Origin of the sequence: Adhaeribacter aquaticus DSM 16391 (assembly GCF_000473365.1) — a bacterium.
Lineage (GTDB): Bacteria > Bacteroidota > Bacteroidia > Cytophagales > Hymenobacteraceae > Adhaeribacter > Adhaeribacter aquaticus.
The window spans coordinates 1267939-1293848 of record NZ_KI421517.1; the positions used below are offsets into that span (position 1 = coordinate 1267939).

Sequence of the window (25910 nt, forward strand, 5' to 3'; positions counted from 1 at the left end):
TTAATTTGCTAGTTGGGATAAAACTATTTTCCGGCTTAAGTATAAAAGCAAGGCCGCTATCACAAAAAATATACTTTCGGTTATAAGCCATTGGGTGCCAAAAGCGCCTAGTGCTCCTTCGGTATAAATGGTTACTATTCTGGATAAAGCATATAAACCCCAAAGCAGGCATAAGAAACCAAGGCCCAATTGCAGGTCTTGGCGTAGCAGGTAAAGCAATAATAGAAAAAGAGTGAGACCTACTCCTCCGTAAACACCCCGGATAGAGCTAAATGCATCGGGACTGGTAAGCTTAACCCCAACTAAATCCATAATTGCCTGCGGGCTGGCAAAAGCCATAACGCTAATTGATAATAAACTAAGGGCCGATAAAAGAATAAATCCCTGAGAAGCTACTTTTACTACTTTCTGTGTTTTCATAATTCTCTGCTTTTAAGTACAGGACAAAGGTGGAACTGTGCGGCAGCATTATTCTTGGTAAATACCAAGATTTTCAGATTTTAACTTTATTAATTAATTTACTGAAATTGGTAGCTTCAATGCCCAGGTAATTGGCGAGGTATTTATGCGGCACCAACTGCAGAATATGCGGGCTACGTTTTAAGAGCTTCCGGAATTTCTCTTCCGACGAATAACATTGTAATTCCACCAGGCGCTCCAGTACACCAGCCAGCGAATACGAAAGTCCTTGCCTAATCATATTTTCGATGGCTGGCCGGGTAGCCATCAACTTTTCTAAATCGGAGTAGGCGGCCCGAAGAAATACGGAAGGTGTTAACGTTTCGTAAAAGTACCGCGATGGCTGTTGCAGCAACATGGAATCGAGTACTCCGCCAAATGAGGGCGCATAGGTAAAAACCAACGTAGCTTCCCGGCTTTGTTCATCGAAGTAATAAACACGCTGCACCCCCTCCACTACGAAATACAGGAACTTTTCTACGCTGTCGGTGGTGGTAATAACCTCTTTTCGCTTGGCCGAAAAAGGTTTCCAGATACCTTCTAATGCTACCCAGTCTTCATCGGGTAAAGCATAAATAGCAAATACCAGCTGTTTAAGTGCGGCTAAAGCATCGGGCATGGTAGTGTAAAAATAACATTTATATAGTATTCCCGGCTTTAAAATACGAATTATCAGGCGAAGACTAAATTTATTATTTTCTCATCTGTTCTCTAAAATTATCCTGTGGGTTTTGGGTATGAAACAGAAAAGAAAAACTTTATTAAAGGGAGGATGAGCTGATCCGGCTTAGGAAGTATTTCTTAGATAGGTTAATTAATGAATAAGTAGATATACCTAAAAACAGATTACGTATTCTTAACTAAAATAAGCAGGAAGCGTAAATAAAATTTCATAATTTATGCTATGACGCAAAATTTATCCTTTAACAGGACTGCAGAACAGGAGCTGGCAATGATGTTGGAAAGCAGTAATCCTGAAGCACTTAGTATGCTCTACGATAAATATGCGTCGGTATTACTGGGTTTGATAACCCGTATGGTAGGCGACGAAGAACAAGCGGAATGTGTGTTACAGAAAACGTTTGTAAGCATTTGGCTGCAGCGGTCTCAATTCCCGGCTTCCAATTTAAGTTTATATTCGTGGGTTATTTTACTGGCCCGCGACGCAGCTAAAACTTTCCTGAAAACTGAAAAGCCCCAATCCTTTTCTAAAACAGCAGAAAATAGTACCTTTGTATTATCTGCCGATCGTACTTCTTTGGAAGTGCCACCTGTACCACCAAAAGAAAGTAATTTTATTTGCCACCTGGAACCACACGATAAAACAGCTTTAGACCTGGTTTACCTGAAAGGCTGTACGTGTGAAGAAGCAGCGGCTATTTTAAATATTTCGGTAGATGAGTTAAAAATAAGCTTGAAAAAGGCTATTAAACAATTGGGAGCCGATAAAGCTGCATGAGGAACATTGCTGAATTTATAGAATCCGGAATTTTGGAATTGTATGTAATGGGTAGTACTACTCCTGAGGAAACGCAGGAAGTAGAATTGCTGGCTGCGCAACATCCGGAAATCCAAGCTGAAATAAATGCCATAAGTACTACCATGGAAGCGTATGCCATGGCCCATGCCGTAGAACCTAATCCTACCATTAAATACCTGGTAATGGCCACCATTGATTATATGGAGCGCCTTAAAAATGGTGAACTGTCCGCTACTCCACCAGAACTCACGCCAGCATCTAAGGTAGCTGATTATGCCGAGTGGTTAAACCGGTCTGATTTGCAGGCGCCGGCTGAAGTAAAAGAAATTTATGTAAAGCTTATTGGTGCTACTCCAGAAGCTACTACTGCTATTGTTTGGCTAAAAGAAGGAGCTCCTACAGAATTGCACCACGATGAGCACGAGCGTTTCCTGATATTGGAAGGTACCTGCGCCATTACATCCGGAGATCAGATATATCACCTGGGCCCAGGTGACTTCTATGCTGTACCTTTGCATGTGCCTCATAGTTTCCAGGTTACTTCGGAAATACCTTGTAAAGTAATATTGCAACGGGTAGCAGCCTAGGGTAAATTCGTCTGCCAGAAAAAATCAGTTGAAATTTTCCTAAACCGGTAGCCTTTTCAGACTGTAGTTTATAGCTGATTTATTTCCGATCCTGCATAAATTGGCGTATTTCGTTGTACCGCGGATTCCAGGAGAAAATAAATTGGGTAATCATGGGGATATGCTTTTTCCCTTCCAATATCCGGTAATCAAAATAAGGTGCCGTAGTTTTAAGGGCCTTCACAAACTTCTCGTTGCTTTTACTAATAGAAGGATAGGTTTTTTCGCCTAAATAAATAAGGAAAGGCGGTACTTGCGGATGCAAATGATACAAAGGAGAAGCCTCTTTCCAGGTGGCCGGATCAGTAGTAAAAGTATCTAAATAGGTGTTGCCGGACGCATAATTTTGTTCTTGTAAATACCCATACATATCCAAGCCGGCAGCATCAATAAGAATAGTGCCTTTTATAGGGTTCTGTATCCCAATTTGGTTGAAATATTCATCTCGAATAGAGATAAGGGCTGCCAGGTGACCGCCCGCTGAGTGACCTGATATAAATATACGCTCCGGGTTGCCGCCATACGCCTGAATATGCTGCTTTACCCAAACTGCTGCTTTAGCAGAGGCTGCTGCCATTTCGCGGTAAGTAGCTTTAGGGCTTAGCGGATAATTAATGATAACGGTTACTACTCCTTTACGGGCCATACGAGCACCTAAAAAACTATACTGTGTTTTATTGCCGGAGTTCCAGTTGCCCCCATGAATAAAAACAAAAACATCCTTCAGCTCTTTAGTATTATAGGGGGCATACACATCTAATTGCTGCCTTTCAACCGGATGTGCTTCTTTCGCATCCAGATAGGTAATGTCCTTACTGCGGTTGATCCTTGTAAAGGCACACCCTGAGATATTGAATACTAAAAAGCAACCAGCAAGTAAATTAGCTAGAAAAATAGTAGGTGTTCTTATTAGCATATAAGGTTCTGGAATACTTTGCCATTAACCCAGATAGTAAAAAAATGTTTAAAGAATTTACCTGAAGTTCTTGTTAAGCTTGCCGAAGAAATTTTTAATACCCGTTGTGCTTATTTAGTATTTTAAGTTCTGAGGCAAGCTTGGAAGATTTAATATTAGCTAACAATCTTTTGTTTACCTACACTGATTAGAAGCCCGGACTTAACTCAATACCGGTATGGCGGGCAACTTCTTCCAGAGAAGAAACCACTTCTTTATTTAAGTTAATGCCTTCTTTCATCAATTGCTCATAGGCCCTTCTTTCCGGATCACCAGGAATTAAAACTTCTTTTTGTCCGGGTTGCGGTTTGCTACCGCGCATGGTTTGCACCCAATCATCTATCTGGCGTTTAAACTCATCTTTATCCCGAAAGCCTTCAATATCGTAAGCACCAAAAAAATGACCAATCCCCTTCCCTACTTCGCGTTGCGGCGGAGCTACGTGTATGGCAAATGGCGAAGCAAAAGGTCCCCAATTGGCACCGCTCAGAACCGCACATAAAATGTCTACCATGGCGGCTAAACAATATCCCTTGTGTCCGCTACCGGTTTGGTCGCCGCCGCCTCCTAATGGCAATAAAGCACCACCCTCAATCATATCGGCCGGGTTTGTAGTAGATTTCCCATCCTTGTCCAAACACCAGCCTTCGGGTACTAGTTGACCTTTACGTTTAGCAATTTCTATTTTTCCGTAGGCAACGGCACTGGAGGCAAAGTCTATTAGTACCGGAGGCTCTTTATATCCAGGAAAAGCAATAGCAATCGGGTTAGTACCTAACATTTTTTCTGCTCCCAGGAAAGGCGCTACTCCCGCAGTAGTATTGGTCATGGATAAACCTATTAAATCTTGCTTTAGGGCCATTACCGGATAGTAACCGGCAGCGCCATAATGGTTGGTATTAAACACGCTAATCCAGCCGGAGCCGTGGTCGTGGGCCCGCTGCATGGTTAGTTCCATTACTTTGGGGCCAACTACTAAGCCCAAACCATTATCGCCGTCTACGGTAGCCACGCTGCCTTTGCCCCGTACTATTTTTATTTCTGGTCGGGGGTTAATGCGTTTTATGTTTAATAAATCGAAATAAGTTTTAAGCCGGGCAATGCCATGCGACTCAATGCCGTGTTCGTCGCTGTAAGCCAGTACATCGGCGGCTAGAATGGCGTCTTCGGTAGGTACATTAAAATATTCAAAAACCTGAGTAGTAAATTCCCGCAAGTGCTGCGGCGAAAATAAAACGGTATTAGCTGGTTTTTCGGCCATAATAGTAGTTGGTGGAGGATTAAACTTTATCTGGCAGGTTAAATAACTGTGCTGCCGGAAAGGTGAAGTTTGTAAGGAAAGGCTATAAATACAAATTTGTTCATGATTTTCTATCCTGTAATTATAGATTTGCTTTCAATTACTAACCCTGTACCTGATAGAGATGCATGCAAACGGAAAATACCGGAGCTTTTGTTTTTAGATATCAATTTCCTTCTTTTGTCGTTACCTATTTTAATTCTTTCCTTACAAGTATTGAGTTAGAGAGTGCAGAATCACAAAAAAATTAGCAAAAACAATAACAGCAAATGCGTCAGTTTCTTCTTATTATGGGGATTTTGTCCCTATTAATGGATTGGTATGTTTATCAGGGAATTAAAAAAATTACAGCTAACTGGAAATCAGAGCGGGCACGCCGCTGGGTACGCCAAGGCTATTGGGCTTTTTTTATTCTGCTTATTATAAGCTTTGCCTACACATTTTATCTGAGGTTTTCTACCGACGATACTTACCCTTTTATGAAATGGGTGATTAGTGCTTTCCTCACTTTTTTTGTTACCAAGCTGGTGTTTATTCTGGTCTTGTTCAGCGAAGATATCTTCCGATTAATAGTAGCCGCTTTCCGATTGTTTAGCGGAACAAAGCAGCAGGATGGTACTGGTAACCAGTTTCTGCCGGAGCGCCGGAAGTTTGTGAGTCAGTTAGCTTTATTGGTGGCTGCCATTCCATTTTCGGCATTTATCTACGGTATTTTTAAAGGCAAATATGCTTATAAAGTACACCGGCACACCTTGTATTTTGAAGATTTGCCGGCGGCCTTTGATGGTTTTACCATTACTCAAATCTCAGATGTGCATTCTGGTAGTTTTGATAATAAGGAAGCTGTGCAACGGGGAATAGATCTGATAAATGCTCAAAAATCGGACTTATTTGTTTTTACCGGCGATCTGGTAAATGATGTGGCAACCGAGATCGAACCATACATGCCGTTGTTTAGTCAGATTAAAGCGCCATTTGGGCAATATTCTATTTTAGGTAACCACGACTATGGCATGTATACCGACTGGAAAAGTGTAGAGGAGCGTAATCAGAACCTGGAAAAGTTAAAAAAACATCATTCAGAATTAGGTTACCGATTACTCTTGGATGAGCATGTAGAAATAGAGAAAAACGGAGAAAAAATAACTTTACTCGGAGTAGAGAATTGGGGGACAGGTTTTATTGAATTGGGAGATTTAGACAAAGCCTTAACCGGCGTAGCTACTAATGCCTTTAAAGTGTTGCTGTCGCATGACCCTTCGCATTGGGAGGAACGCGTAAAAGTACATCCAACCCAGGTGCACCTAACCCTTTCAGGGCATACACATGGGATGCAGTTTGGCATAGAAACTCCTCTGGGCAAATGGAGCCCGGTAAAATATCGTTATAAAAACTGGGCAGGGTTAGCCGAGGAAAATGGCCGAAGGTTATACATTAATCGGGGTTTCGGCTTTATTGGCTTTTCCGGGCGAGTGGGTATCTGGCCCGAAATTACCGTATTAGAGCTAAAGCGGGGAAAAGCTTAATTGTCAGTTGCTTTTGATTCAGCTACTCTGTTTAAATTTGAACTATGCTATATTTTGCTACTGGATAAGATGTAGGAGATGCTCATGTATTTCCGGGAGCATTTTTGGCAAATGTATCTTTTTAAGATGTTTAGCTACTTTTGATTAATGGAAAGTAAATTATTCCAAAGTAGGCTTTAACGGCATAAAACAAAAAGGCCTGGTATTTCACCAGGCCTTTTTTATAAGTAATTAAGCGTGTGCTGTTTTGTTACGGGCAATAGCAGACTGAATTTTATTGTTTACTGTTGATCTGTTTGCTAAGTAATAAGCGCTGGCAGCTATTAAAGCGCCACCTGCTATTTTCTGAGTAGTGCTCATATTTTTTACATGAGTAGCGGCAGTAGTTCCATAATTGCCTAAAGAAGTTGGTAAGTTTCTAACGGCGGATGTCGCCTTATTCATCCAGCCACCATTATTAGCTGGTACGTGCTCTTGTAGATACTCCTGCGATGCAGTTAATGATGAGGGTGCTTCTTGATTTTCCATAGTATAAATATTTTAAAAATTTAATATTTCTTATTTTTAGTACTTTCAATTTACCCCTTTGTAACAGGATTAGTTACGTAAAATCATACTTTTATAACTTTAATTTTAATTAAAGCTAATATTTAATATATAAATATCCTGATATTATTCCCGCTGTCATTTAGAATTATAAAGTTTTAACCTTAAAATGTACAGGGTTCTTAACACTATTATTGCGCAATCAGGAAAAGCAGAACATAATTTATTTCCGGTCAGAGCCTGGTTGTTTATCATTGATGAAAACCGGGTTAATCATATTTTCAAAAGAATAAATTTCATCCCACTTCTCCTGCTCAATGAGTTTGCGTTCTAATACTACAATATCATGGATGGATTTACCGGTAGCTAAGGCTTCTTTGGCAATAGAGGCAGAAGTTTCGTAACCCAGAATTGGGTTCAAAGCCGTGACTATACCTATGCTATTCATTACCATATTTCTGGTAACTTCTACGTTTGCCTGTATACCATCTATGCATTTGGTTCGCAGCGTATTAATGGCGTTTATCATGTAGTTGATGGAGGTAAATAAGCTAAAAACAATTACTGGTTCCATTACATTTAACTGCAATTGGCCGGCTTCAGCAGCCATGGTTATGGTTACGTCTGCTCCCACTACATAAAAAGCAGTCTGATTTACTACTTCCGGAATTACCGGATTTACTTTACCCGGCATGATAGAAGAACCCGGCTGCATAGGCGGTAATTTAATTTCATTGAAACCGGTTCTTGGGCCGGAAGAAAGCAAACGTAAATCGTTGCAGATCTTGGAGATTTTAATGGCACTGCGTTTTAAGGAAGCAGATATCTGCACATACGTACCCATGTCAGAAGTAGCTTCAATTAAATCCGGGGCCAGATAAATGGGCAACCCGGTTATTTCAGCTAAATATTTCGTTACTAACTGCGGATAGCCTTGCGGTGCATTAATACTGGTACCAATAGCGGTGGCACCCATATTTACTTCTACTAATTTTTGCTGGGCTTCCTGCAAATGCCGGATGTCATCGTTTATGGTGGTACAATAGGCGTGAAACTCCTGACCCAATGACATAGGAACAGCATCTTGTAACTGGGTACGGCCCATTTTTAGCACGTTTTTAAATTCTTCGGCTTTTCTTTCGAAAGATCCGGCCAGAGCTGTCATCGCCTCCAGGTAAAAATCTACCTTTCGGTAGAGCGCCATCATAAGAGCAGTTGGATAGGTATCGTTAGTGGATTGGGAAAAGTTAACGTGGTTGTTCGGGTGTAAATACTCATACTGCCCTTTCTGGTAACCTAAATATTCTAAACCAATATTGGCAATAACTTCATTAGCATTCATGTTGACGGATGTACCTGCTCCGCCCTGAATCAAGTCTGTTACAAACTGATCATGGTATTCGCCGGAGATTAATTTGTCGCAGGCAAACACAATTGCTTCCGCTAATTTAGGATCCAGTACGCCTAGATCACGGTTAGCTAATGCTGCAGCTTTTTTTACATAGCCAAAAGCTTGGATAAAGGCCGGTTCGCTTGCATTGGTAATACCCGTAATATTAAAATTTTCGAGCGCCCGCATGGTTTGCACCCCATAATAAACATTGTTAGGAATTTGCTTTTCGCCCAGGAAATCGTGTTCTATTCTATAGGATAAATCCATCTATGTTATATTAGGTTAATTAGATATTTAGAAGCTCTTAATAAAATTAACTTACCTGTTTTAGATAAACTTTGTTTAACCTATGGGATAAAGAGGTAAATAATTGGATTATTGTACAGGTTTATTTTAATGCAAAAAGCCTCCAGAACTATAGTGTCAGGAGGCTTTTATTTAGATTTAATTCTATTGTTTATTCTGTCCAGACGGTAACACCCGGGCTTGGCAATACTTTTTCGCCTACCAGTATTTTAGCATTGGCCGGTAAATTTAAGTTAAAGGGTTGCGAAGTGTAATTTACGGCTACCCAAAAACCATCCCGATATTCTACGTTTATGCCAGCCGGGTAATCTTCCGTTGCAATACCGGCATCTGCGTAAACTTTCCGGACTGCAGCTTTTTCTAAATCACCCGTGTCAGTATCTACGCCAATATACGTTACGGTGCCTTTACCTTGCTTTACTTTAGTAACAGCAGTTTGGCCGGCATAAAACTGATTGGTGTATTTGGCTAAACTTTCGGTGCCGGCAAAAGGTTTTAATATATCGCCCCAGTTGTTCCAGTTGTATTCGGTACCGGCCATCGAAATTTTCCCTTCGGTATTCGGCATCATTAAATCGAAGAACTGTACTTCTGCACCTATTAATTTATAAATTGGTTCAGCCCATTTTGCTTCCCACAAGTGGCCGTTTTTATCTTTATGGCCCGTGCGGCACGTTAAAATTACCTGCCCCCCATTCTCGGCAAACTTCTGTATTTTAGTTATAATCGCTTGGTCTACTAATTGATAAGCTGGTACCATTAACACCTTATAGTTAGAAAAATCAGCATCTTCGCGCACAAAATCTACGGGTGCTCCCAATGCTTTAGCAATTCGTAAATATTTCATCAGGTGCTCAAAAGGGTTCCACTGGGTAGTTTGTTTCTGCAAATCCTGGTCCCAAAGGTTATCCATAGTAGAAAGAATAGCCGTTTTGCGGGCCACGTACTTTTGTGGAGCTGCTTTTTTAGCGTTGTACTGTTTGCGCAGTTTATTTACTTCCGTAATGTATTGCGCAAACTCCAAACCACCCCGGCTTGGGGTAACGCCATCAGTGCCTACAATACCATAGTGATATAACTCAGACCCATAAAGCGGCTGGCGGTAACGGTAAGTGCAGTTTAAAGAAGTACCGCCAGCAAATGTATGCCACAACCACATATGTACAGCACCTGGTTCAGGCTGTGGGTTTATTGGTCCCCAATTTACTTGTCCGGGTTGCAATTCCATTACCCCATACACACCTTTTACAGAGCGGTGATAATCGTTTGAGAAGGTAAGTGGGGTCATACTGCCCATCCGGAAGCTTTTGCTGCCGTTGTCATTATAGCCGGCAGCCGGGTAATTGGTGTAGGAGGTAAAATCCAGGTGCTTAGTGCGGGATGGATCATAGCCGACGTTATTGCCAATAGTCATGTAATTGGTCATGATCCATTGCTTCTCCGAAATATACCTGCGTAACGTTTGCGCCTGGAAATCAAGCGAGGCAGCTAATTGTTCAACGGAAAAACGTTTGGAATCTAACAAAGCATGTGGGCTAACCCCGTATAACAGCCGTTGGTTAGGAATGCGCACCTGGTCGAAATTGTTGTACATATTGCTCCAGAAAGCAGCCCCCCAGGCTTTGTTTAAGGCATCAATGGTGCCGTACTTTTTCTTTAACCATTCCCGGAATTTTTCCTGCGCCGCCGGACTAAAGTCAATGTCGCGGGCGGGTTCATTATCCAGCTGCCAGCCCATTACCCGATTGTCTTTACCGTACCGTTTGGCTAATTGAGTAACAATTTTTTCGGTATATTCTTTATAGATATCGCTGGAAGTAGAATAATTGCCCCGCGATAAGTGTTCCATGGGCTGGTAGATATTATTCTGAAGAAATACCTCGGGATGTTTAGTTACAAGCCAGGCCGGCGGAGTGGGTGTAGGCGTGCATAGTACCACTTTCAGGTTATTTTTACCTGCCAAGTCAATTACTTTATCCAGCCACCGGAAATCGTATTTGCCTTCTTCCGGCTCCATAAAAGCCCAGGCAAATTCGCTCATGTGAATGTACTCAAAACCTAACTTGGCAATGTTTTTAATGTCCCGTTCCCATTGAGTTTCCGGCCAATGTTCCGGGTAATAATACACGCCCGTTTGGGTTAACTTTTCTTTTGAGAAGAAACGCTGTGCAGTTTGAGAATAGCTTTTAATTGTTGCTAAAAGGGCAAGAGCAAAAAGAAGTTTTTTAAGCATTTTACTTGAGCTGCCTCATAATGGGCAGGTTTAATTTAATGTAAATTAATTAATTTCGACTACCGAACATCACCCATCCACTTCCGGATAACAGGTACAAACAGGATAAAAAATATGCCAATTGCAATAGCTCCTATTCCGATTTTGCTCAAGATATCGGCATAGTACGGCAACGATAGTACCGGATTATCAACTACTTCTTCGGGTACACTCATCAGCGAACCGATTTTAGCCGCCAGAAACTCGCCGCAAGCACTGGAGAAAAACCAGATCCCCATCATTAAAGCTACAAATTTGCCCGGCGCTAGCTTAGTAACCATACTTAATCCGATAGGTGAGATACAAAGTTCTCCGCAGATAATAAAGAAATAGCCCAATACAAACGGCGTTAAAGAAATGACACCCGTATCGGTATTCAGGCGGCAGGCCAGGTAAAATACACAGAAGCCAATTCCTAAGAGCACATACGAAAGGCCGAATTTAAGGGGAGTAGAGGGTTCTAAGCCTTTGCGGTTAAGAGCAGGCCACAGCCAGGCAAAAAACAAACTTAATATTACTACCCAGCCTGGTGGCAAAAAATTGTTAACCGCTAAAGCCGGCAAATTTATACTCCCTACTTGCATATCTACATTGCGAATTGCAAACAAATTAAGGGAGCCGGAATTTTGCTCGTAAAAAGCCCAGAATAAGGTAGAGAAAATGATGAGGATAAGAGCGGCGTATAATTTAAACCGGGCCACCCGATCCAGCTGAAAGGAAATAAATAAGATGTAGGAAACAGAAAGGGTTCCTAAGCCAAACATCAGGTAATCCATTACTTCGTATTCCCGGAACAAACTCACCACTACCGGCACTACCAGCAGAGTAGCCAGGTAAATAAAAATCTCGGTTGGAATACCCGCAAAAATTGGTCTCCGGAGGGCTTCGGCACTGGGAGGCAACCCTTTCTCGCCAAAAGATTTGCGGCCTAAATAGAAAACCGTTAAGCCCAGGATCATAAAAATACCGGCTAAACCAAAGCCATAATGCCAACTTATGCGCTGCCCTACGTACCCGCACAATAAACCACCCAAAGCAGCACCAATATTGATGCCCATGTAAAAAATAGAGAAAGCACTGTCTTTTCGCGGGTCGTTATCGCTGTACAAGGTGCCTACCAAACTGGAAATGTTGGGTTTAAAAAAACCGTTGCCACAGATGATAAAAGCCATTCCGTAAAAAAAGCTCCAGGCCTCCGGAATGGCCAACACCAGATGTCCGATGGTCATAAGAACTCCGCCAAAAATTATGGCTTTCCGATAACCCAGAAATCGATCGGCAATAAAACCACCAAACATGGGCATGGTATATACCAGACCTGAGTAAGCACCCAAAATAGCATATCCTTTTGGCTCGTCAAACTTTAGTTCCGTTACCATGTAGGTAAGCAACAAAGCGCGCATGCCATAGAAAGAAAAGCGCTCCCACATTTCGGTAAAGAAAAGCAGGTAAAGCTGCCTTGGATGACCAGTAACCGGAGAGGCTTCAGGCAGGTTGGGTTCGGTTAAATCCATATTAAAATTTGTAGGCGTAAGCTGTTTTCGAAGACAATTTAGGTAATTATGTTTTTATTATTTAATTCTTTGACTTTTCACCGGATTAAGGAGCAGAATTAGTAAGTAATTTTATGTTAAAACCAACTTCTTTCTAGTACCTTTAGCAGAGAACAGATCCACCAAATCAATAATTAAAAACTTATAAACCAAAATATTATGGCAAATAACCGTAGAGGCTTTCTGCAAAAGCTGGGTGTAGGAACTACTGCTCTGGGCTTAGGCGCTGCCATGCCGCTAACTTCTCTGGCTAATACAAACCAGGTAGATAAGGAAGGAGATGATGAACAGGTACTTTTTATTGGCGAAAAAATAGCCGTTGCCAATACTACCTATGGTAAAGTAAGAGGCTTTAAGCTAAGGGGCATTTACACCTATTTAGGCGTTCCTTATGGGGCCGATACTTCGGGCGCTAACCGATTTATGCCACCTAAAAAACCAACTGCCTGGGCAGAGGTAAAACCCACTATCTGGTGGGGCAATACGGCTCCGCAGAACATGGAAAAACGCTACGCCGATCCGGTAAGTTCTTTTGTGGACCATTGGAACTATGACGATGTAAGTGAAGATTGCCTGCGCCTGAATGTTTGGACACCCGCTATTGCCGATGGTAAAAAAAGGCCAGTAATTGTTTGGTTACACGGGGGCGGTTATACCAATGGCAATGGCATTGAGCAAGATGGTTATCATGGTGAAAATATCAGCCGTCGTGGCGAGGTGGTCTATGTCTCCATCAACCACCGGTTAGGTCCTTTTGGTTATGCAAATTTTGCCGGTGTTTCGCCTGATTTTGCCGCTTCCGGTAACGTAGGTATGCTGGATATTGTGGCTTCTTTGGAATGGGTGCGGGATAATATTGCCAATTTTGGTGGCGACCCAAACAGTGTTACAATTATGGGCCAATCTGGTGGAGGCGGCAAAGTATGTACTTTAATGGCCATGCCTTCCGCTAAAGGATTATTTCATAAAGCGGTAGCGCTAAGTGGTGCCACGCTAAGAGTAAGTGAAAAGGCAGATTCCGAAAAATTGGGAGTTTATATACTACGGGAAGCGGGTTTAAGACCCGAAGAAATGGATAAACTGCAGTATTTGCCATGGAAGGAATTTAATGAAATTGCCACCCGTGCCAGCCGCCGGCTAGCCGAAGAAATGCGCGGACAGAATCGACGTACCGGCTGGAGCCCGGTAGCCGATGGTACTTTCCTGGCGCAACATCCTTTCGATCCGGCTGGGTCGCCGCTTTCCGCGGATGTGCCATTGATTTTATGTTCTACCTTTAATGAAACGTCGCCCAGTCGTTCTAATCCGGCTTTGGAGAACGTTACGCTAGCAGAAGTAAAAGATAAAGTAAAAGAACGTTTTGGCGTCAAAACTGATCAGGTAATAGATGGTTATGCCAAAGCTTTCCCAGATAAAAAGCCAATAGAAATCTGGTCGATGGCCGTAAGTAACCGCCAAAATGTTATAGCCTTAGCCGATGTAAAATCGAAGCAAAAAGCTCCGGTGTATGTAGCCTGGTTTGGCTGGCAGCCACCTTTATTCGATAATCGTCTGCGGGCTTTTCATTGCTCTGATATTAGTTTCTGGTTCTATAACACCGATTTAATGTTAACCCATACCGGTGGTGGCTCCCGGCCACGTAAGTTATCGGCTAAAATGGCTGATTCGCTGGTAAAATTTGCTCGTACCGGTAATCCTAATGGAGGTGGTTTACCAAACTGGCCAAAATACTCCTCCGACAATGGCGAAACCATGATTCTGGACGATATGCCGGTGGTGAAGAATGATCCGGACAGATCTGCCCGGAAAACGCTTGCTTAAAAATAAGGTAACCAAGTATAGCAAAAAGGCTGCAGTAGTTAACTGCAGCCTTTTTTGCTATACTTATCAAGACGCTCTTTTGAATTATTATTTTGTATTATGAAGGTAGAAGTAAAGGTCACTAGCCACACTTAGCTTACGCTAAGTATTAGAAAGTCATTACAACAGAAGAGCATCTACCCGGTGGGCATGTACCATAAACTCGCACGGAGACCAGCCAAAAATAGTAAATTTACCATCCTGAGAAGCTACTAAGGCAAGAGCATCCCGTTGGTCGTGTACAAACTGTGCGGCTGATAAATGCCGGGTGCCTCCCTCCTGAGTTGGTGGTACAATTACAGCTCCTCCGCCCATAATTGGTTCGGTAACCACTATCTGCTCTACGGGCGAACCACCGGTTGGGCGTCTTATTTTTGCCCCAAAAGCCAGTAACTCATATTGGTCGCTGATAATAGTAGCACCATCAACGGCAGTAAGGCCAGCAATGCTTTCAACAGCCCGGTTTAAATCCCGCTGCCAGATACCTCCATTGTTTTCTTTTATCATTTGCTCTACAATATCTTTTAAAGTAGAAAAAGCAGGGGCTATGGCGTATGGAATGGGATGAATAATAGAATTACGCCAGTTAGTACTATTAGCCGGTACAACCAATAAAGTTCCTCCCCGGCTATGCGCTCGCATCGAAACGGCTAATTGTACCAGTACATTTACCGAGTCGTGCCAGGAATTAGAAGTTGTAAAGCCAAGTAAGGAGGAGACAAGTGCGGGGCAGTCTGGTAAATTCGCTGTATCCTCATTTATAATTTTTACCTGATCGCCTTTTAAAACTGCTACATTGGTAAATTTGCCAAAGCCATCGATGTGGCTGTGTTTTATAACAAGTAAACCTGGCTCTACCACCTCCAGCACAAAACATAAATTTGGTATAGTTCGGGTTGCTCCCCAAACGTGCAGGTTTTCCCCTTCAAACCAAACGCCTAAATGAATGCCCGGACGTTCAACGGCAGGGGCTAATTTAGTAAGGGTTGTCGGTGTAAGTGATAACCGTTGCTCAAAAATTAAGGGTTGGCTGGCTTGCTCCGGAGGCAAAAAAGCTAATGAAATTTTAGGAAAATGCCCTTCTTCGCGACGCAGGCTAGCCCAGAAAGTAGCATCAATGATAGCCTCTATAGTTGGGGCATGCGGTATAGGAGCTAAATTTTTTTTGCCGTGCTTACTGGCGGCCGCCATATGTTGGGCAAAATGTTCTTCAATGGTGTTGGCTACTGCACGGGCAGCCTGGTAAGTAATTTTATGGCTCATGCTCTTATTATCACTCGTATTCCACGAGCAGATACCAGAATTATAGGTATATATTATTTAAATAAATGTCCATTAAATAAAGATCTAACTTACACCTAATTCTGATTAAGAACAAGTATTCATACCAATAGGCCCAGCTTATTCGATATATACAGATGATATCCTAGTTGAAGGTACATTGGAAGATTAAAGTGTTAGCTAAAGCTATACTATAAAAGTTAGGGATGGTTCCAAATATAACAGAAGGCAATGTATACAGGAGTGTAACAAAGGTATTTGTATAATTGAAATGCAGAATACCTATAACCCTTAATGAGAGTGGCTACTCATTGCTCACCAAGAAAATGCGTATTAGTAACATGTGAAGGCGTTAATAAATTTGTGATGCAGATAAAGAGAACACTTCTGTTAGAATTGCAGATTTAATTAATTTCTTGATAAACCAACCGTCGATAATTTCGGTTGTATGTCTGGAACTAAGCTATTTTGTACATTTCTCAAGTCTTTGTGAAACTGTTATAAAAATAAACAGCTCCTATTTTAGGAGCTGTTTATTGATTTTTGTATCAGATAGGAATTACCTTATTCCTTACCTCCGGCCCACCATACTTTGGTAGTATAGCTATCTGGCATAGAAGCCGTTGTTTGATAGTTCTTGTTCCCGGCGGCTTCGGTAGCAGGGTATTTAAGCCGTTGAGGAATAGTTCCGTTGGTGATATTGCCTGGATAATTTACCGGGGTCAGGTTAGGGAATCCAGTTCTTCTCCAGTCAGACCATGCTTCCCACCAGTTCATGAATTTGTTTAACCATAACTGCTCATATACCATTTGTAATTTAGGTTTGGAGCCGTATGGGTAGGTGGCCAGGTATTGTGCTACCTGTGCATCCGATACTGTTAAAGTTGGATCGTAAGGTGTATACATTTGCATGGAAGCTTTAACGCCAGCATTGTAATGTTGCTCAGCTGTACCAGTAATTCCTGTTCCAATTCCTCTTTCCAGGGCTTCTGCTAAAAGCAGTTCTACTTCTCCGTAATTCATCAGCATGTAAGGGTCATCTAGGTTCAACATTTTAACATTTATCCGGGAGTAAGTAGTGTTAGGATTAACTTGTTTGCCTTCCAAGGCATCCAGCATTCCCTGATCGTAGCCGTTAGGCATCCCTTTTTGCGCTACCGGGTCGGTGGTAGTTGGGGTGAAGGCTGTTACTGACCAGTTTCCAATGCCACCACTGAAAATCATTAAACGTGGGTCATCATCGGTAGCAGTGGTTAGATCAGTTCCTTTTAACATATCAACCAACGTTTTGCTAAGGAAAGATGGTTGTCCGCCATCGCCCGGTAAAAAAGCGCGGGAAATGCCGTTCTGGTTCATCCACTGGTTTGGTCCGGTAGCCATTGGAATCCAGGCATTATCCGCATTGCTGGTCATAACACCTCCGGCAACGGCTTTGGTTACGTACTGCTTAGCTAATTCAGGCGCAACATTAGAAACCCGCATAGCCATTCTTAGCATCAAAGAGTTACCCCATTTCTTCCACTTAGCCACATCGCCTTTATAAACTATATCAGCCGCAGCAAAACCTTCATCCGGATCAGAAGCATTTAGAGAAGCAACTGCCTCTTCCAGTTCCTTTAACAGGCTTGGATAAACAGCAGATTGTTTTTCATATTTAGGAAAGAAGATTTGCTCCATGCCTTTATTGGCCTCAGAATAAGGAATAGCACCGTAGTAATCCGTTAATCTTTGAAAATTAAAGACACGTAAAATGCGGGCAGCATCCCGGGTTTTTTTGTTTTTCCCTTCCGCAAAGCCACCTTTATCGGTTTGTTTCAAGACTTCATTTATGTTTTTTAACTGATCACCATAAATGAATTCAAAAGGAGCAGCAGAACTTTCAAAGTTCTCCTGATACTTATCACCCGGCGCTATGCCTCCTCCAGCATTTGCTAGCTGTTGGATAGCATGTGCGGCCAGACCTATGTTTGTACGCCAATCTATGAAGCGGTTATCACCGCCCGATCCGCCAGAGGCACTACCTAATTGGGCTGCTGTAAAAAAGTAGTTAGGATTAATTTGGGTAACGGCCTGAGGGTTCTTGTTTAAATCGTGTAATTCTTCGGTATCGCACCCAGCTAGCGGAATAGCCAGTACCAGCGTACCTAGTATAAATTTATGTATAGACTTCATTTTTTTATCGTTTATTCTGATTGCTAAATGTTAGAAGGATGCTCTTAAATTAAATCCGAAAGTTCTGGTGATTGGCATACCAAAGAAATCTAACCCCTGACCATTACCACTGGAATAAGTAGACTCTGGATCGATGTTAGGTACATTTTTCCATAAGATGGCCAGGTTACGACCTACAAAAGAAATACCTAAGCTCTGGAATGGAGTTTTAGATACCAGGCTGGATGGTAAATTATAACCAAAAGTTACCTGACGAAGTTTGGCATAAGAAGCATCATAAACCCAATGATCCTGCACTCTCTCGCCTAAATTGTTCCAGTAGTTACGGGCTTCCAGAGGTGTCAAAGTTTTCTCGAATGGCTCGTAAACTGGACTACCATTGGTATCAACTGATTTTTGAATTACCCCTTTTACCGTTAATGGAGCTTCTCCTTCACGACCTTGCAGTGATTGTTTGGTTAGGCCCCACTGAGTTAAACGTAAATTGGTTCCGGAATAAATATCACCTCCCATTTTCAAATCCACCAGAAAGCCAAGTTCAAAGTTTTTATAGGATAAAGTATTGGTAAGACCTCCTGTAAAATCAGGAACACCATTACCAATAATTTGCATTTTATCTGATTGTACAGGTGAGCCATTGGCTTCATAAACAGGTTGTCCATCAGGAGATCTTTTTTGTACCCAACCGGTGATTACTCCAAAAGGCTGACCTACTATGTGTTTTACAAATGTTGTACGAGTTCTTGGCTCCTCTACAATCATTTCGCTGTTACCTTCCACCAGTTTTTCTACCCGGTTCCGGTTTCTGGCGAAGTTTAAGTAAACATCCCAGGTAAATGCTCCTCTCACCGGAGTCGCATTCAATCCTAACTCAATTCCTTTATTAGTTAATTCCCCTACGTTAAGTAAAGTAGAACCAAATCCAGAACCTCTGGAAATAGTTGCACTCAGAATATCATCAGTTGTTCTTTGGTTATAATAAGTAAACTCTACTCCTAACTTGTTATCGAATAAGCGTAAATCGAAGCCGGTTTCTAACTCAGTAGAAGTTGCTGGAAGCAATAAAGAATTTGGAATAGTACCATTATTTCCCTGAGCAGAAGAGAAAGAAGCCATTGGCTGGCCTACGTGGGTAGCGCCTAACAAAGAATAGAACACTTGAGTTTGGTATGGACCTACAGTAGCATTACCCACCTGCGCCCACGAAGCTCTTACTTTACCAGAAGATAACCAACTAGGAACTAATTCCCGGAAAGCATCGGTAAACACAAAGCTGGTGCTGATAGATGGGTACAAAATGCTGTTCCGCTCCGGATTTAATACAGAGAACCAGTCGTTCCGGAAAGTACCGGTTAAATATAAATAACCTTTGTAATCTACCTCTGCTGATCCAAATACAGAGTTTATTCCAAAGTTAGATTGTCCATAACCAAAAGTTCGGGTTACCGCGTTATTAATGAAGTGTTGGTAAGGTACGTTAAAGCCATTGCCGTTCAGGGAAAGGTTTTCGCTGTTTTGGCGCATTCTGTTACCACCAACAAAGGCATTAATACCAAAGTTGCCAAAGGTTTTATCAACCCCAATCATGGTTTCCAGGTTTATTTCTCTGAAACGGCCTTCTGTCTCATTCATCTGGCCATTACGGGTGTGGCCGGTTCCTTGTGGTATAATATCCTGTCCTCTACGAGTAGACCAGTCCATACCAGCTCTTCCGGAAACATAAAGGAAGTCGGTAATATTATAGCGCAGTTGGGCGGATGGAATTACCCGATCCCGGGTGTCATCAATAGAAACCTGGTGAGCTGCCCAGTAGGGATTTTGCAACCAGTTGTTGTTGGCCATTTGGAATTCGTCGCCTACGGCTTTACCCCAGAAGCTTAACAAGGCAGGATCTGTTCCGGCTGGTATAGCTCCTAACTTATTTGGGTCACCTTTATAGTCTAATACATTGTGATGGCCGGGCATTCTATATATCGCCTGGAAAGCATTATTAGGGGAGTCAGATAAGTAAGGGCGGTTTTTAGCATTTTCGTGCGAGTATAAAACTTTTGCATCAAACATTACCCGCTTGCCAAATTTGCCTGCTGTTGATAAAGATGTATTAAACCGGTCGAAGCCAGAGTTAGGCATTACAGAGGTGCTGCGTAAATCGGATACCGAGAAGCGGAAAGATTGATTTTCGCCACCACCGGTTAACGCCAAGGTATTAGTCCAGGAAGACCCAGTTCCGTAAAAACGATTCCAGTTTTCCTTGCCTATATAAGAGTAAGGGCGGGTTAGGCCATCTGAGTGCATGGCCGAGCTACCATCGTACCTTGGTCCCCAGGAATCGCCACCCCAGTTATAAGCTTGCTGTATGGTAGTTGGTTTTGTAGGAACTTGTGGTGAAGCAGGGTTGGATGGATCGGATGGAGCAAAGTTGCCACCCCCAAATTCTGTTTGTAAGTCTGTTTGGTTGTTAATTCTTTCAAATACATAGTTAGAATTATACTCCAAGCCAATACCTCTTCTCTTGGAGCCTTTTTTGGTAGTAATGTTAATTACACCGTTGGCAGCCCGGGCACCATAAAGCGCAGCAGCACTGGCTCCTTTTAATACGGTAACCGATTCAATATCATCCGGGTTGATACTGGCCATACCGTCCCCACGGTCTACACCTCCCCAAACACCGGCTTGTCCGTTGTTGTTGTTATTGATAGGAATACCATCTACCACGTAAAGTGGCTGATTATTTCCCTGCAATGATTTTGCTCCCCGGATAATAACCCGGGAGGAACCGGCCGGGCCAGAAGCTGGTTTACTTACGTTCACCCCGGCTACTCTACCTACTAAGGCATTGGAAACGTTATTTTCCCGAGCTTGGGTCAGGTTTTCGCCGCCTACTTCCGTTACAGAATAACCTAGTGCTTTTTTCTCCCGGGTTATACCCAAAGCTGTAACAACAACTTCTTCTAGCTGTTTGTTATCCTGGGAAAGAGTAACATTAATAAGGCTTCTATTATTGATTGAAATTCTTTGCGTATTAAAGCCTATATAGGAAAATACTAGGGCGCCACTGCCTGGTGCGGATAAAGAGTAATTTCCATTAGCATCAGTGGTAGTACCGGTGGTAGTTCCTTCTATAAGAACACTTACTCCCGGTAAACCCTCATTACCGGCAGCGCTTACTTTACCCTTGACCTGGACTTGTGCCCATAAGGACATCGAAGCACAGCAAGTCAGAAATAAAATTAGTAGTAATTTTTGTTTCATGATTAATTAATTTAGTGTGTGTGGATTTAGGTTATATATAGAAATAAAATTTGGTAGTTTTTGTCTATTTCTCAGGAGCGGCTTGCTGATCTAATGGGCAGCATTTAAAAAATAGATTTATATTTTTATATAAATCTAGCTATCAAAATATATATTTTGTAAATAATTAGCAATACAGGTTTGAAAAAATATCAAATTTTTAAGTTCATAGTAAATAGGTTCTAATAATGCTAAATAAATATTAGTTTTATTGGGTAAGTTTTAATTTTTGCAAGATGTAAAAACTTATTTGTTCACCTTGTTTATAGCCATTATCAATAGCATCCCGGAAATGAATACCTCCATACAGGCGGGAAATAGCTGCTTCCTGAGCCGCTTGCCGAAAAGAAGAAAAAGATCGTGCCGGTAAGCCAAATTCCATCTCTACAGTATCGGTATAAGTAAAATTTTCACCAGCCAGCGCTGTTAATAAATTAGCTACTGCAGCCGATACAACACTATGCCCTGAAGTGTACTCAGGAAAAGGTGGTGTTTGCAGGAGAGGTCGCCAGTTGCGTTCTATGTATTTATTAATAAAAGTTTCTGGTCTTACCCGATTACTGCGGAACTTTTCGTTCCAGCAGGAGATAAAAGCATCAGCCATGGTAATGCCCGCCAATGTGTGCCACCGAACGGTTTCTGCTAAAGAAAGCTTCTTCTGCATACAGGCAATGCCCGTTATGCCCATCCAATGACCACCCGGAGAAATTTTTTTTGTTCCGTAGCTAATATGGCCCTGCTGAACCAGAAAGAAAGGATTACAGTCCCAAAAGTTGGCTATCTGCTTTTGTTCCACGGTTAGGCTAGATGTAACATTAAATACTTCCTGAGCTAAATTGTAAAAAGGAGTTTCGGATTTTTCATTGAAAGGAACCGGAGGCGCTGGTTTGAATTGGGCCGCGCTGTCCAGCATAAATGGCCTTAAAGTTCCCCAATAGGGTTCATAGCTTTCCTGGTAAGCCGGTGGGGTAGGTCGCCAGTTGCGGGCCTCCTTTAAGGGGGTGTAGCGAAGGTAGCCGGTTGTTTTAAGATAGCCGTCTTTGGCCACATACAGAAGAAAGTTCTTTATTACTTCATCGGCATAATTGGCAGAAGCCTGTACCTTTTCTTTGTTCAGGTGATATTTTTTACTTGCTTCCAGCATTAACTGGTTCCGGTGCGGTACTAACAAATGACCAGATGGTAACAGTTCTTCTCCTATCCGGAGCAGCGCGTATAAACAGGCAAAGTTTGCATCTATGGGCTGCTCAGCTTTCACAACAGATATATCCGGAAAATCACGTAAGGTAGGATGAAATGAAAGAAAATTATCTGGCCGTACCTGCTGATGTAGAATTTCATAAGCCGCAAGGTTGGCATAGGCATAATATCTGGAAGCCGCACAAGGACCTGTTACATCAATTACCATTACATCGGTTAACTTTTTAAGGGTTTGCACATAGGTTTGCGCATCTGCCGGATAAGCAATGGGCTTCGGTTTAGCCTGAGCGATGCAAACTAAAAGTAAAAAGAATAAACACAGCTTAATCTGTTTCATAAGCCAGGAGTGTTTAAGAGGTAGCTTTTAACTGACTGATTATTACGCCCAAATAAGAGCATGGTGCCGTTGCCTTTTTTTAAAACAGCTATATCCCGTACATCCCCTTTTACCTGTAAGCCACTTTGCCATTGGGGCATATAACTGAATTTGCATTGACCCAGGTTGCGCAAGACGGTACCGTAGCAGGCATCCATTTTACCGATTTTTAAACGGGTATAAGATTGATTGCCCCCCAGAATTAAATCTTTTAAACCGTCATGATCTACATCTAACAGGGCAATGGCAAATACTGGTGACATCTGGGCTTCAGTTGGTAATTCGTACCAGTTAAAGGTGCCATCTCCTTTGTTTTCCAATATTACCGAGCTAAAATCTGTCGCCTTTAACGTTTGGGCCTGGTTTAATTGTTCCGGTGTGAAAATATCCTGCAGGGTAGCGTTGGCATATGATTTATAAGATGTAAACTTTTTGCGTAAAGGAATAATTTGGTTTAAGGCTTCGTCGCGACTAACCAGCGGGTAAGAACGGCCTTGAATGTAGTAGCTTACGAAAGGATCTATAGCACCATTCTGATCAAAATCACTATACACCAAAGTTACCGGCTCTTGTTCGGTTGGTTTTAGCTGCGTATTTTGCCCAAAGTTACCGACAACAATATCTAAATCGCCATCTTTGTCTAAATCCTCCAGAGCCAAACGATTCCACCAACCGTATTTGTTATTGTTTATGGCAGTAGTGTTGGCGGGCTGCAATACCCCTTTTTGGTTGATCAAGATTTGAATCGGCATCCATTCGCCTGCAATTATTAAATCGTTCCAACCATCTTTATTTACATCCAACGAAACCGCATCTGTAACAAGGCCAAACTTCTCCAGGAAAGCAGCATGTAAAGCGGTGCCGTCGCTAAATTTGCCTTTCCCATCATTAATTAGAATTCGGCTGCTGGCTGGTTCCGGATACCTTCCCGGAATAACTCTGCCACCCACAAACAGATCTAAATCGCCATCTTTGTCTATATCAATGGCCGTTACACAAGCATCGCTGCTAGTTTCAAAAGGTAAGTTAGTTTTAACTTTGGTAAAGTTTCCGGCACCATCGTTCAGGTAGAGTCGGTCTTGTAAGAGCAAATCTTTTTCTAAATAGGCAAAGCCACCGCTAACCACATATAAATCTAAATCTTTGTCCTGATCGGCATCAAAAAATAAAACGCCTGTATCTTCTGACATAAAATCACTTTCAATATCAGGCTGAGCAGAAGGTTTCCAGGTGCCGTTTTTCTGTTGTAACAGTAAGGTGCCGGCTTGCCCTTTAGCTCCGGCCAGGTATAAGTCCGGTAATTTGTCGCCGTTAACATCGGCCTGCGCGATGCGTGGTCCCTGATAGGAAAGCATATTGGGCATTAACAGTTGCCGCTTAAAATCATTATACTCGTCTTCCTGGTGCAGGTATGGAAGGGTATCCTGAATCGCTGCAAATAATGGTTTTACACGTAAGGCTGGTTTATATGGGTTATTTGTTGTTTGAGCATCTACCACCAGTTTTTGGTTAGCCGCCACTTTATACATAACCTGTTGTTGGTTATCAGCCCAAAGCACCCGTACGCTATCAACCAGGGAGGCTTTTCCTAAACCAAAATGCAGCGGCGTATACATGCTCGATTGGAAGCCGCGCGAAGGATAAAATTCCTGGTATTGTAATTTGCCATTAACATAAATCCAGACTTTAGCGCCCAGTGCTTTAGCCGGGTTTTCTTTCGTTAGCTGCACCTGGAGGTAATTAGATGCTCCTGAACGTGCATCATTCCGGTAAATGGAGGCCTCTGTATTTACATTGTTGGTAATTATTTCTAAGTCACCATCCAGGTCCAGATCAGCATAAACGGCTCCGTTAGAAAGAAAGGTCTGATCGAAACCCCAAGCTTTTCCCTTGTTTTCAAATTTTAATCCGCCGTTGTTGCGGAATATGTAGTTTTGCGTAGCACTTGCCGGCATCTCTTTCAGGATATCCATTAATGCAGTAGGGCTACCTTGGGCTTCTTTCATTTTTTTATCAGCATAGAACTTCATAAAGTCCATGTTTGTGTAATCGCGCAGGTAGCCGTTTGTAATAAAAATATCTTTCCAGCCGTCGTTGTCCCAGTCGGCTACCAAAGGCGCCCAGCTCCAATCTGTATTTGAAATGCCGGCAAGCTGACCTACTTCACTAAAAGTGCCGTCACCGTTATTGATCTGGAGCATGTTGCGCATTAACTGGTGGTAGAACTTGTTTTCGAGCATGTTTTGGTACACCTCATAATTCTCCGGCCCATAAAGCAATTTCTGCCGCTGGTTATCTTCGGGTAACATGTCTACGGTAAGAATATCAGGCAACCCGTCGTTGTTGATGTCGGTGATTTCATTGCCCATGGAGAAAAAGCTTACGTGCCCAAGTGATTCTTCCAGTTTGTCGGTAAAAGTACCGTTGCCATTATTAATGTATAAATAATCCTGTTCTATGTAATCATTAGATACATAAATATCTGGCCAGCCATCTTGATTAACATCTGCAATGGCTACCCCTAGCCCAAAACCAATGGGATTTGCTTTTATGCCAGCGGCGGCACTTACATTTACAAACTTGCCGTTATTGTTTTGCAACAGCTGATCGCCGGCATTTGGATCACGCATCGCCTTCACCAGCTCGGCATCAAAGCGTTTAAATTCTTTGATATTATGATTTAAGACAAAACAATCCTGGTCTCCGTCTTTATCATAGTCAAAAAAGACAGCCTGAGTACTATGGGTAACCAGATCCAAGCCGTATTCAGCGGCTTTTTCTGAAAAAGTAAGATTTTTGTTATTAATGTAAAGCTTGTTTCTTCTGGTTTCCGGTTCTCCATTACCTGAGTAGCACACATAAATATCCAACCAGCCATCCAGATTAATGTCTACCAGAGTTACGCCGGTTTTCCAGCCTTGCCCGGCATTTAATCTGGATTTTGCGGTAATATTTTTAAAGGTTAAATTACCTTGATTTAGGTATAACTGGTCTGGCACCATATTACCTGTAAAGAACAGGTCCGGTAAGCCATCGTTATTTAAATCACCTACTGCTACGCCACCACCGTTGTAGAAATATTCATAAGCCAAGACATTAGCCGACTCCGATTCAGTTAGTTTATTGGTAAAATGAATACCAGTGTGTTTAGAGTTAAGGAGGGTAAATTGCGCGAATGCCGAATGGCTTAAAAGGATAAAAATAACCCAAAAGCTATTTTTACCCCAGGCAGAAGTAGGCTTACATGTTTTCTTTTTTAACGTACTACTAAACCAGTCCGTTTGGCAAAGGGGGCTTAATCTTGTTACCACGGT

The 25910-nt window shown here is 42.2% G+C and carries 17 protein-coding genes; 4 read left to right on the forward strand and 13 right to left on the reverse strand.

Annotation, left to right across the window (positions count from 1 at the left end; translation table 11 throughout):
- Both ADHAQ_RS0107530 and ADHAQ_RS0107535 read right to left on the reverse strand, forming a co-directional pair.
- The gene (locus tag ADHAQ_RS0107530; RefSeq protein ID WP_026462414.1) at nt 1-420 is read right to left on the reverse strand and encodes a DUF4345 family protein; all 420 of its coding nucleotides are present in this window, start codon (nt 418-420) and stop codon (nt 1-3) included.
- 73 nt (nt 421-493) lie between these two features.
- Entirely contained in the window at nt 494-1078 is a 585-nt protein-coding gene (locus ADHAQ_RS0107535; protein ID WP_026462415.1) for a Crp/Fnr family transcriptional regulator, read from the reverse strand.
- Nucleotides 1079-1363: 285 nt separating this feature from the next.
- Between ADHAQ_RS0107535 and ADHAQ_RS0107540 the strand changes: the two genes are divergently transcribed.
- Nucleotides 1364-1918: an RNA polymerase sigma factor gene (locus tag ADHAQ_RS0107540; RefSeq protein WP_026462416.1), complete on the forward strand. Its 555-nt coding sequence runs from the start codon at nt 1364-1366 to the stop codon at nt 1916-1918.
- Nucleotides 1915-2526, forward strand: coding sequence for a cupin domain-containing protein (locus ADHAQ_RS0107545; RefSeq protein ID WP_026462417.1), 612 nt, complete (start codon nt 1915-1917; stop codon nt 2524-2526). The genes ADHAQ_RS0107540 and ADHAQ_RS0107545 overlap by 4 nt, the downstream gene beginning before the upstream one ends.
- A gap of 79 nt (nt 2527-2605) precedes the next feature.
- Here the strand turns inward: ADHAQ_RS0107545 and ADHAQ_RS24890 are convergent, their stop codons facing one another.
- Together ADHAQ_RS24890 and ADHAQ_RS24895 are read right to left on the reverse strand one after the other, a co-directional pair.
- Nucleotides 2606-3481 carry an alpha/beta hydrolase gene (locus ADHAQ_RS24890; protein ID WP_051359780.1) on the reverse strand — a complete coding sequence of 292 codons (876 nt, stop codon included), beginning with the start codon at nt 3479-3481 and terminating at the stop codon, nt 2606-2608.
- Between the two features lie 187 nt (nt 3482-3668).
- Nucleotides 3669-4781 carry an Ldh family oxidoreductase gene (locus ADHAQ_RS24895; RefSeq protein ID WP_034256668.1) on the reverse strand — a complete coding sequence of 371 codons (1113 nt, stop codon included), beginning with the start codon at nt 4779-4781 and terminating at the stop codon, nt 3669-3671.
- Nucleotides 4782-5089: 308 nt separating this feature from the next.
- Between ADHAQ_RS24895 and ADHAQ_RS0107565 the strand changes: the two genes are divergently transcribed.
- Nucleotides 5090-6346, forward strand: coding sequence for a metallophosphoesterase (locus ADHAQ_RS0107565; RefSeq protein ID WP_026462418.1), 1257 nt, complete (start codon nt 5090-5092; stop codon nt 6344-6346).
- A 231-nt stretch (nt 6347-6577) separates the two neighbouring features.
- Here ADHAQ_RS0107565 and ADHAQ_RS0107570 read toward each other — a convergent pair whose 3' ends face one another.
- From ADHAQ_RS0107570 to ADHAQ_RS0107585, 4 genes are all read right to left on the reverse strand, one after another.
- Nucleotides 6578-6874, reverse strand: a complete 297-nt coding sequence (locus ADHAQ_RS0107570) for a hypothetical protein (protein WP_026462419.1) — start codon at nt 6872-6874, stop codon at nt 6578-6580.
- 241 nt (nt 6875-7115) lie between these two features.
- Complete coding sequence (aspA, locus tag ADHAQ_RS0107575) at nt 7116-8552, reverse strand: aspartate ammonia-lyase (protein ID WP_026462420.1); 1437 nt, start codon at nt 8550-8552, stop codon at nt 7116-7118.
- A 190-nt stretch (nt 8553-8742) separates the two neighbouring features.
- Nucleotides 8743-10824, reverse strand: coding sequence for a beta-galactosidase (locus tag ADHAQ_RS0107580; RefSeq protein WP_026462421.1), 2082 nt, complete (start codon nt 10822-10824; stop codon nt 8743-8745).
- A gap of 59 nt (nt 10825-10883) precedes the next feature.
- Complete coding sequence (locus tag ADHAQ_RS0107585) at nt 10884-12377, reverse strand: peptide MFS transporter (protein ID WP_026462422.1); 1494 nt, start codon at nt 12375-12377, stop codon at nt 10884-10886.
- Nucleotides 12378-12575: 198 nt separating this feature from the next.
- Between ADHAQ_RS0107585 and ADHAQ_RS0107590 the strand changes: the two genes are divergently transcribed.
- Complete coding sequence (locus tag ADHAQ_RS0107590) at nt 12576-14237, forward strand: carboxylesterase family protein (protein WP_026462423.1); 1662 nt, start codon at nt 12576-12578, stop codon at nt 14235-14237.
- Between the two features lie 159 nt (nt 14238-14396).
- On the opposite strand, the gene ADHAQ_RS0107595 is transcribed toward ADHAQ_RS0107590, so the two are convergent.
- The 5 genes from ADHAQ_RS0107595 to ADHAQ_RS0107615 form a co-directional block, all read right to left on the reverse strand.
- On the reverse strand, nt 14397-15539 hold the full coding sequence (locus tag ADHAQ_RS0107595; protein WP_026462424.1) for a putative sensor domain DACNV-containing protein: 1143 nt from the start codon (nt 15537-15539) through the stop codon (nt 14397-14399).
- Between the two features lie 582 nt (nt 15540-16121).
- A complete protein-coding gene (locus ADHAQ_RS0107600; RefSeq protein WP_026462425.1) occupies nt 16122-17729 on the reverse strand; it encodes a SusD/RagB family nutrient-binding outer membrane lipoprotein in 1608 nt (535 codons plus the stop codon).
- Nucleotides 17730-17759: 30 nt separating this feature from the next.
- Nucleotides 17760-20981: a SusC/RagA family TonB-linked outer membrane protein gene (locus tag ADHAQ_RS0107605; protein ID WP_026462426.1), complete on the reverse strand. Its 3222-nt coding sequence runs from the start codon at nt 20979-20981 to the stop codon at nt 17760-17762.
- 247 nt (nt 20982-21228) lie between these two features.
- Nucleotides 21229-22557, reverse strand: a complete 1329-nt coding sequence (locus ADHAQ_RS0107610) for a vanadium-dependent haloperoxidase (protein ID WP_034256669.1) — start codon at nt 22555-22557, stop codon at nt 21229-21231.
- Complete coding sequence (locus ADHAQ_RS0107615; protein WP_245590584.1) at nt 22554-25907, reverse strand: VCBS repeat-containing protein; 3354 nt, start codon at nt 25905-25907, stop codon at nt 22554-22556. The genes ADHAQ_RS0107610 and ADHAQ_RS0107615 overlap by 4 nt, the downstream gene beginning before the upstream one ends.
- Nucleotides 25908-25910: the final 3 nt, after the last annotated feature.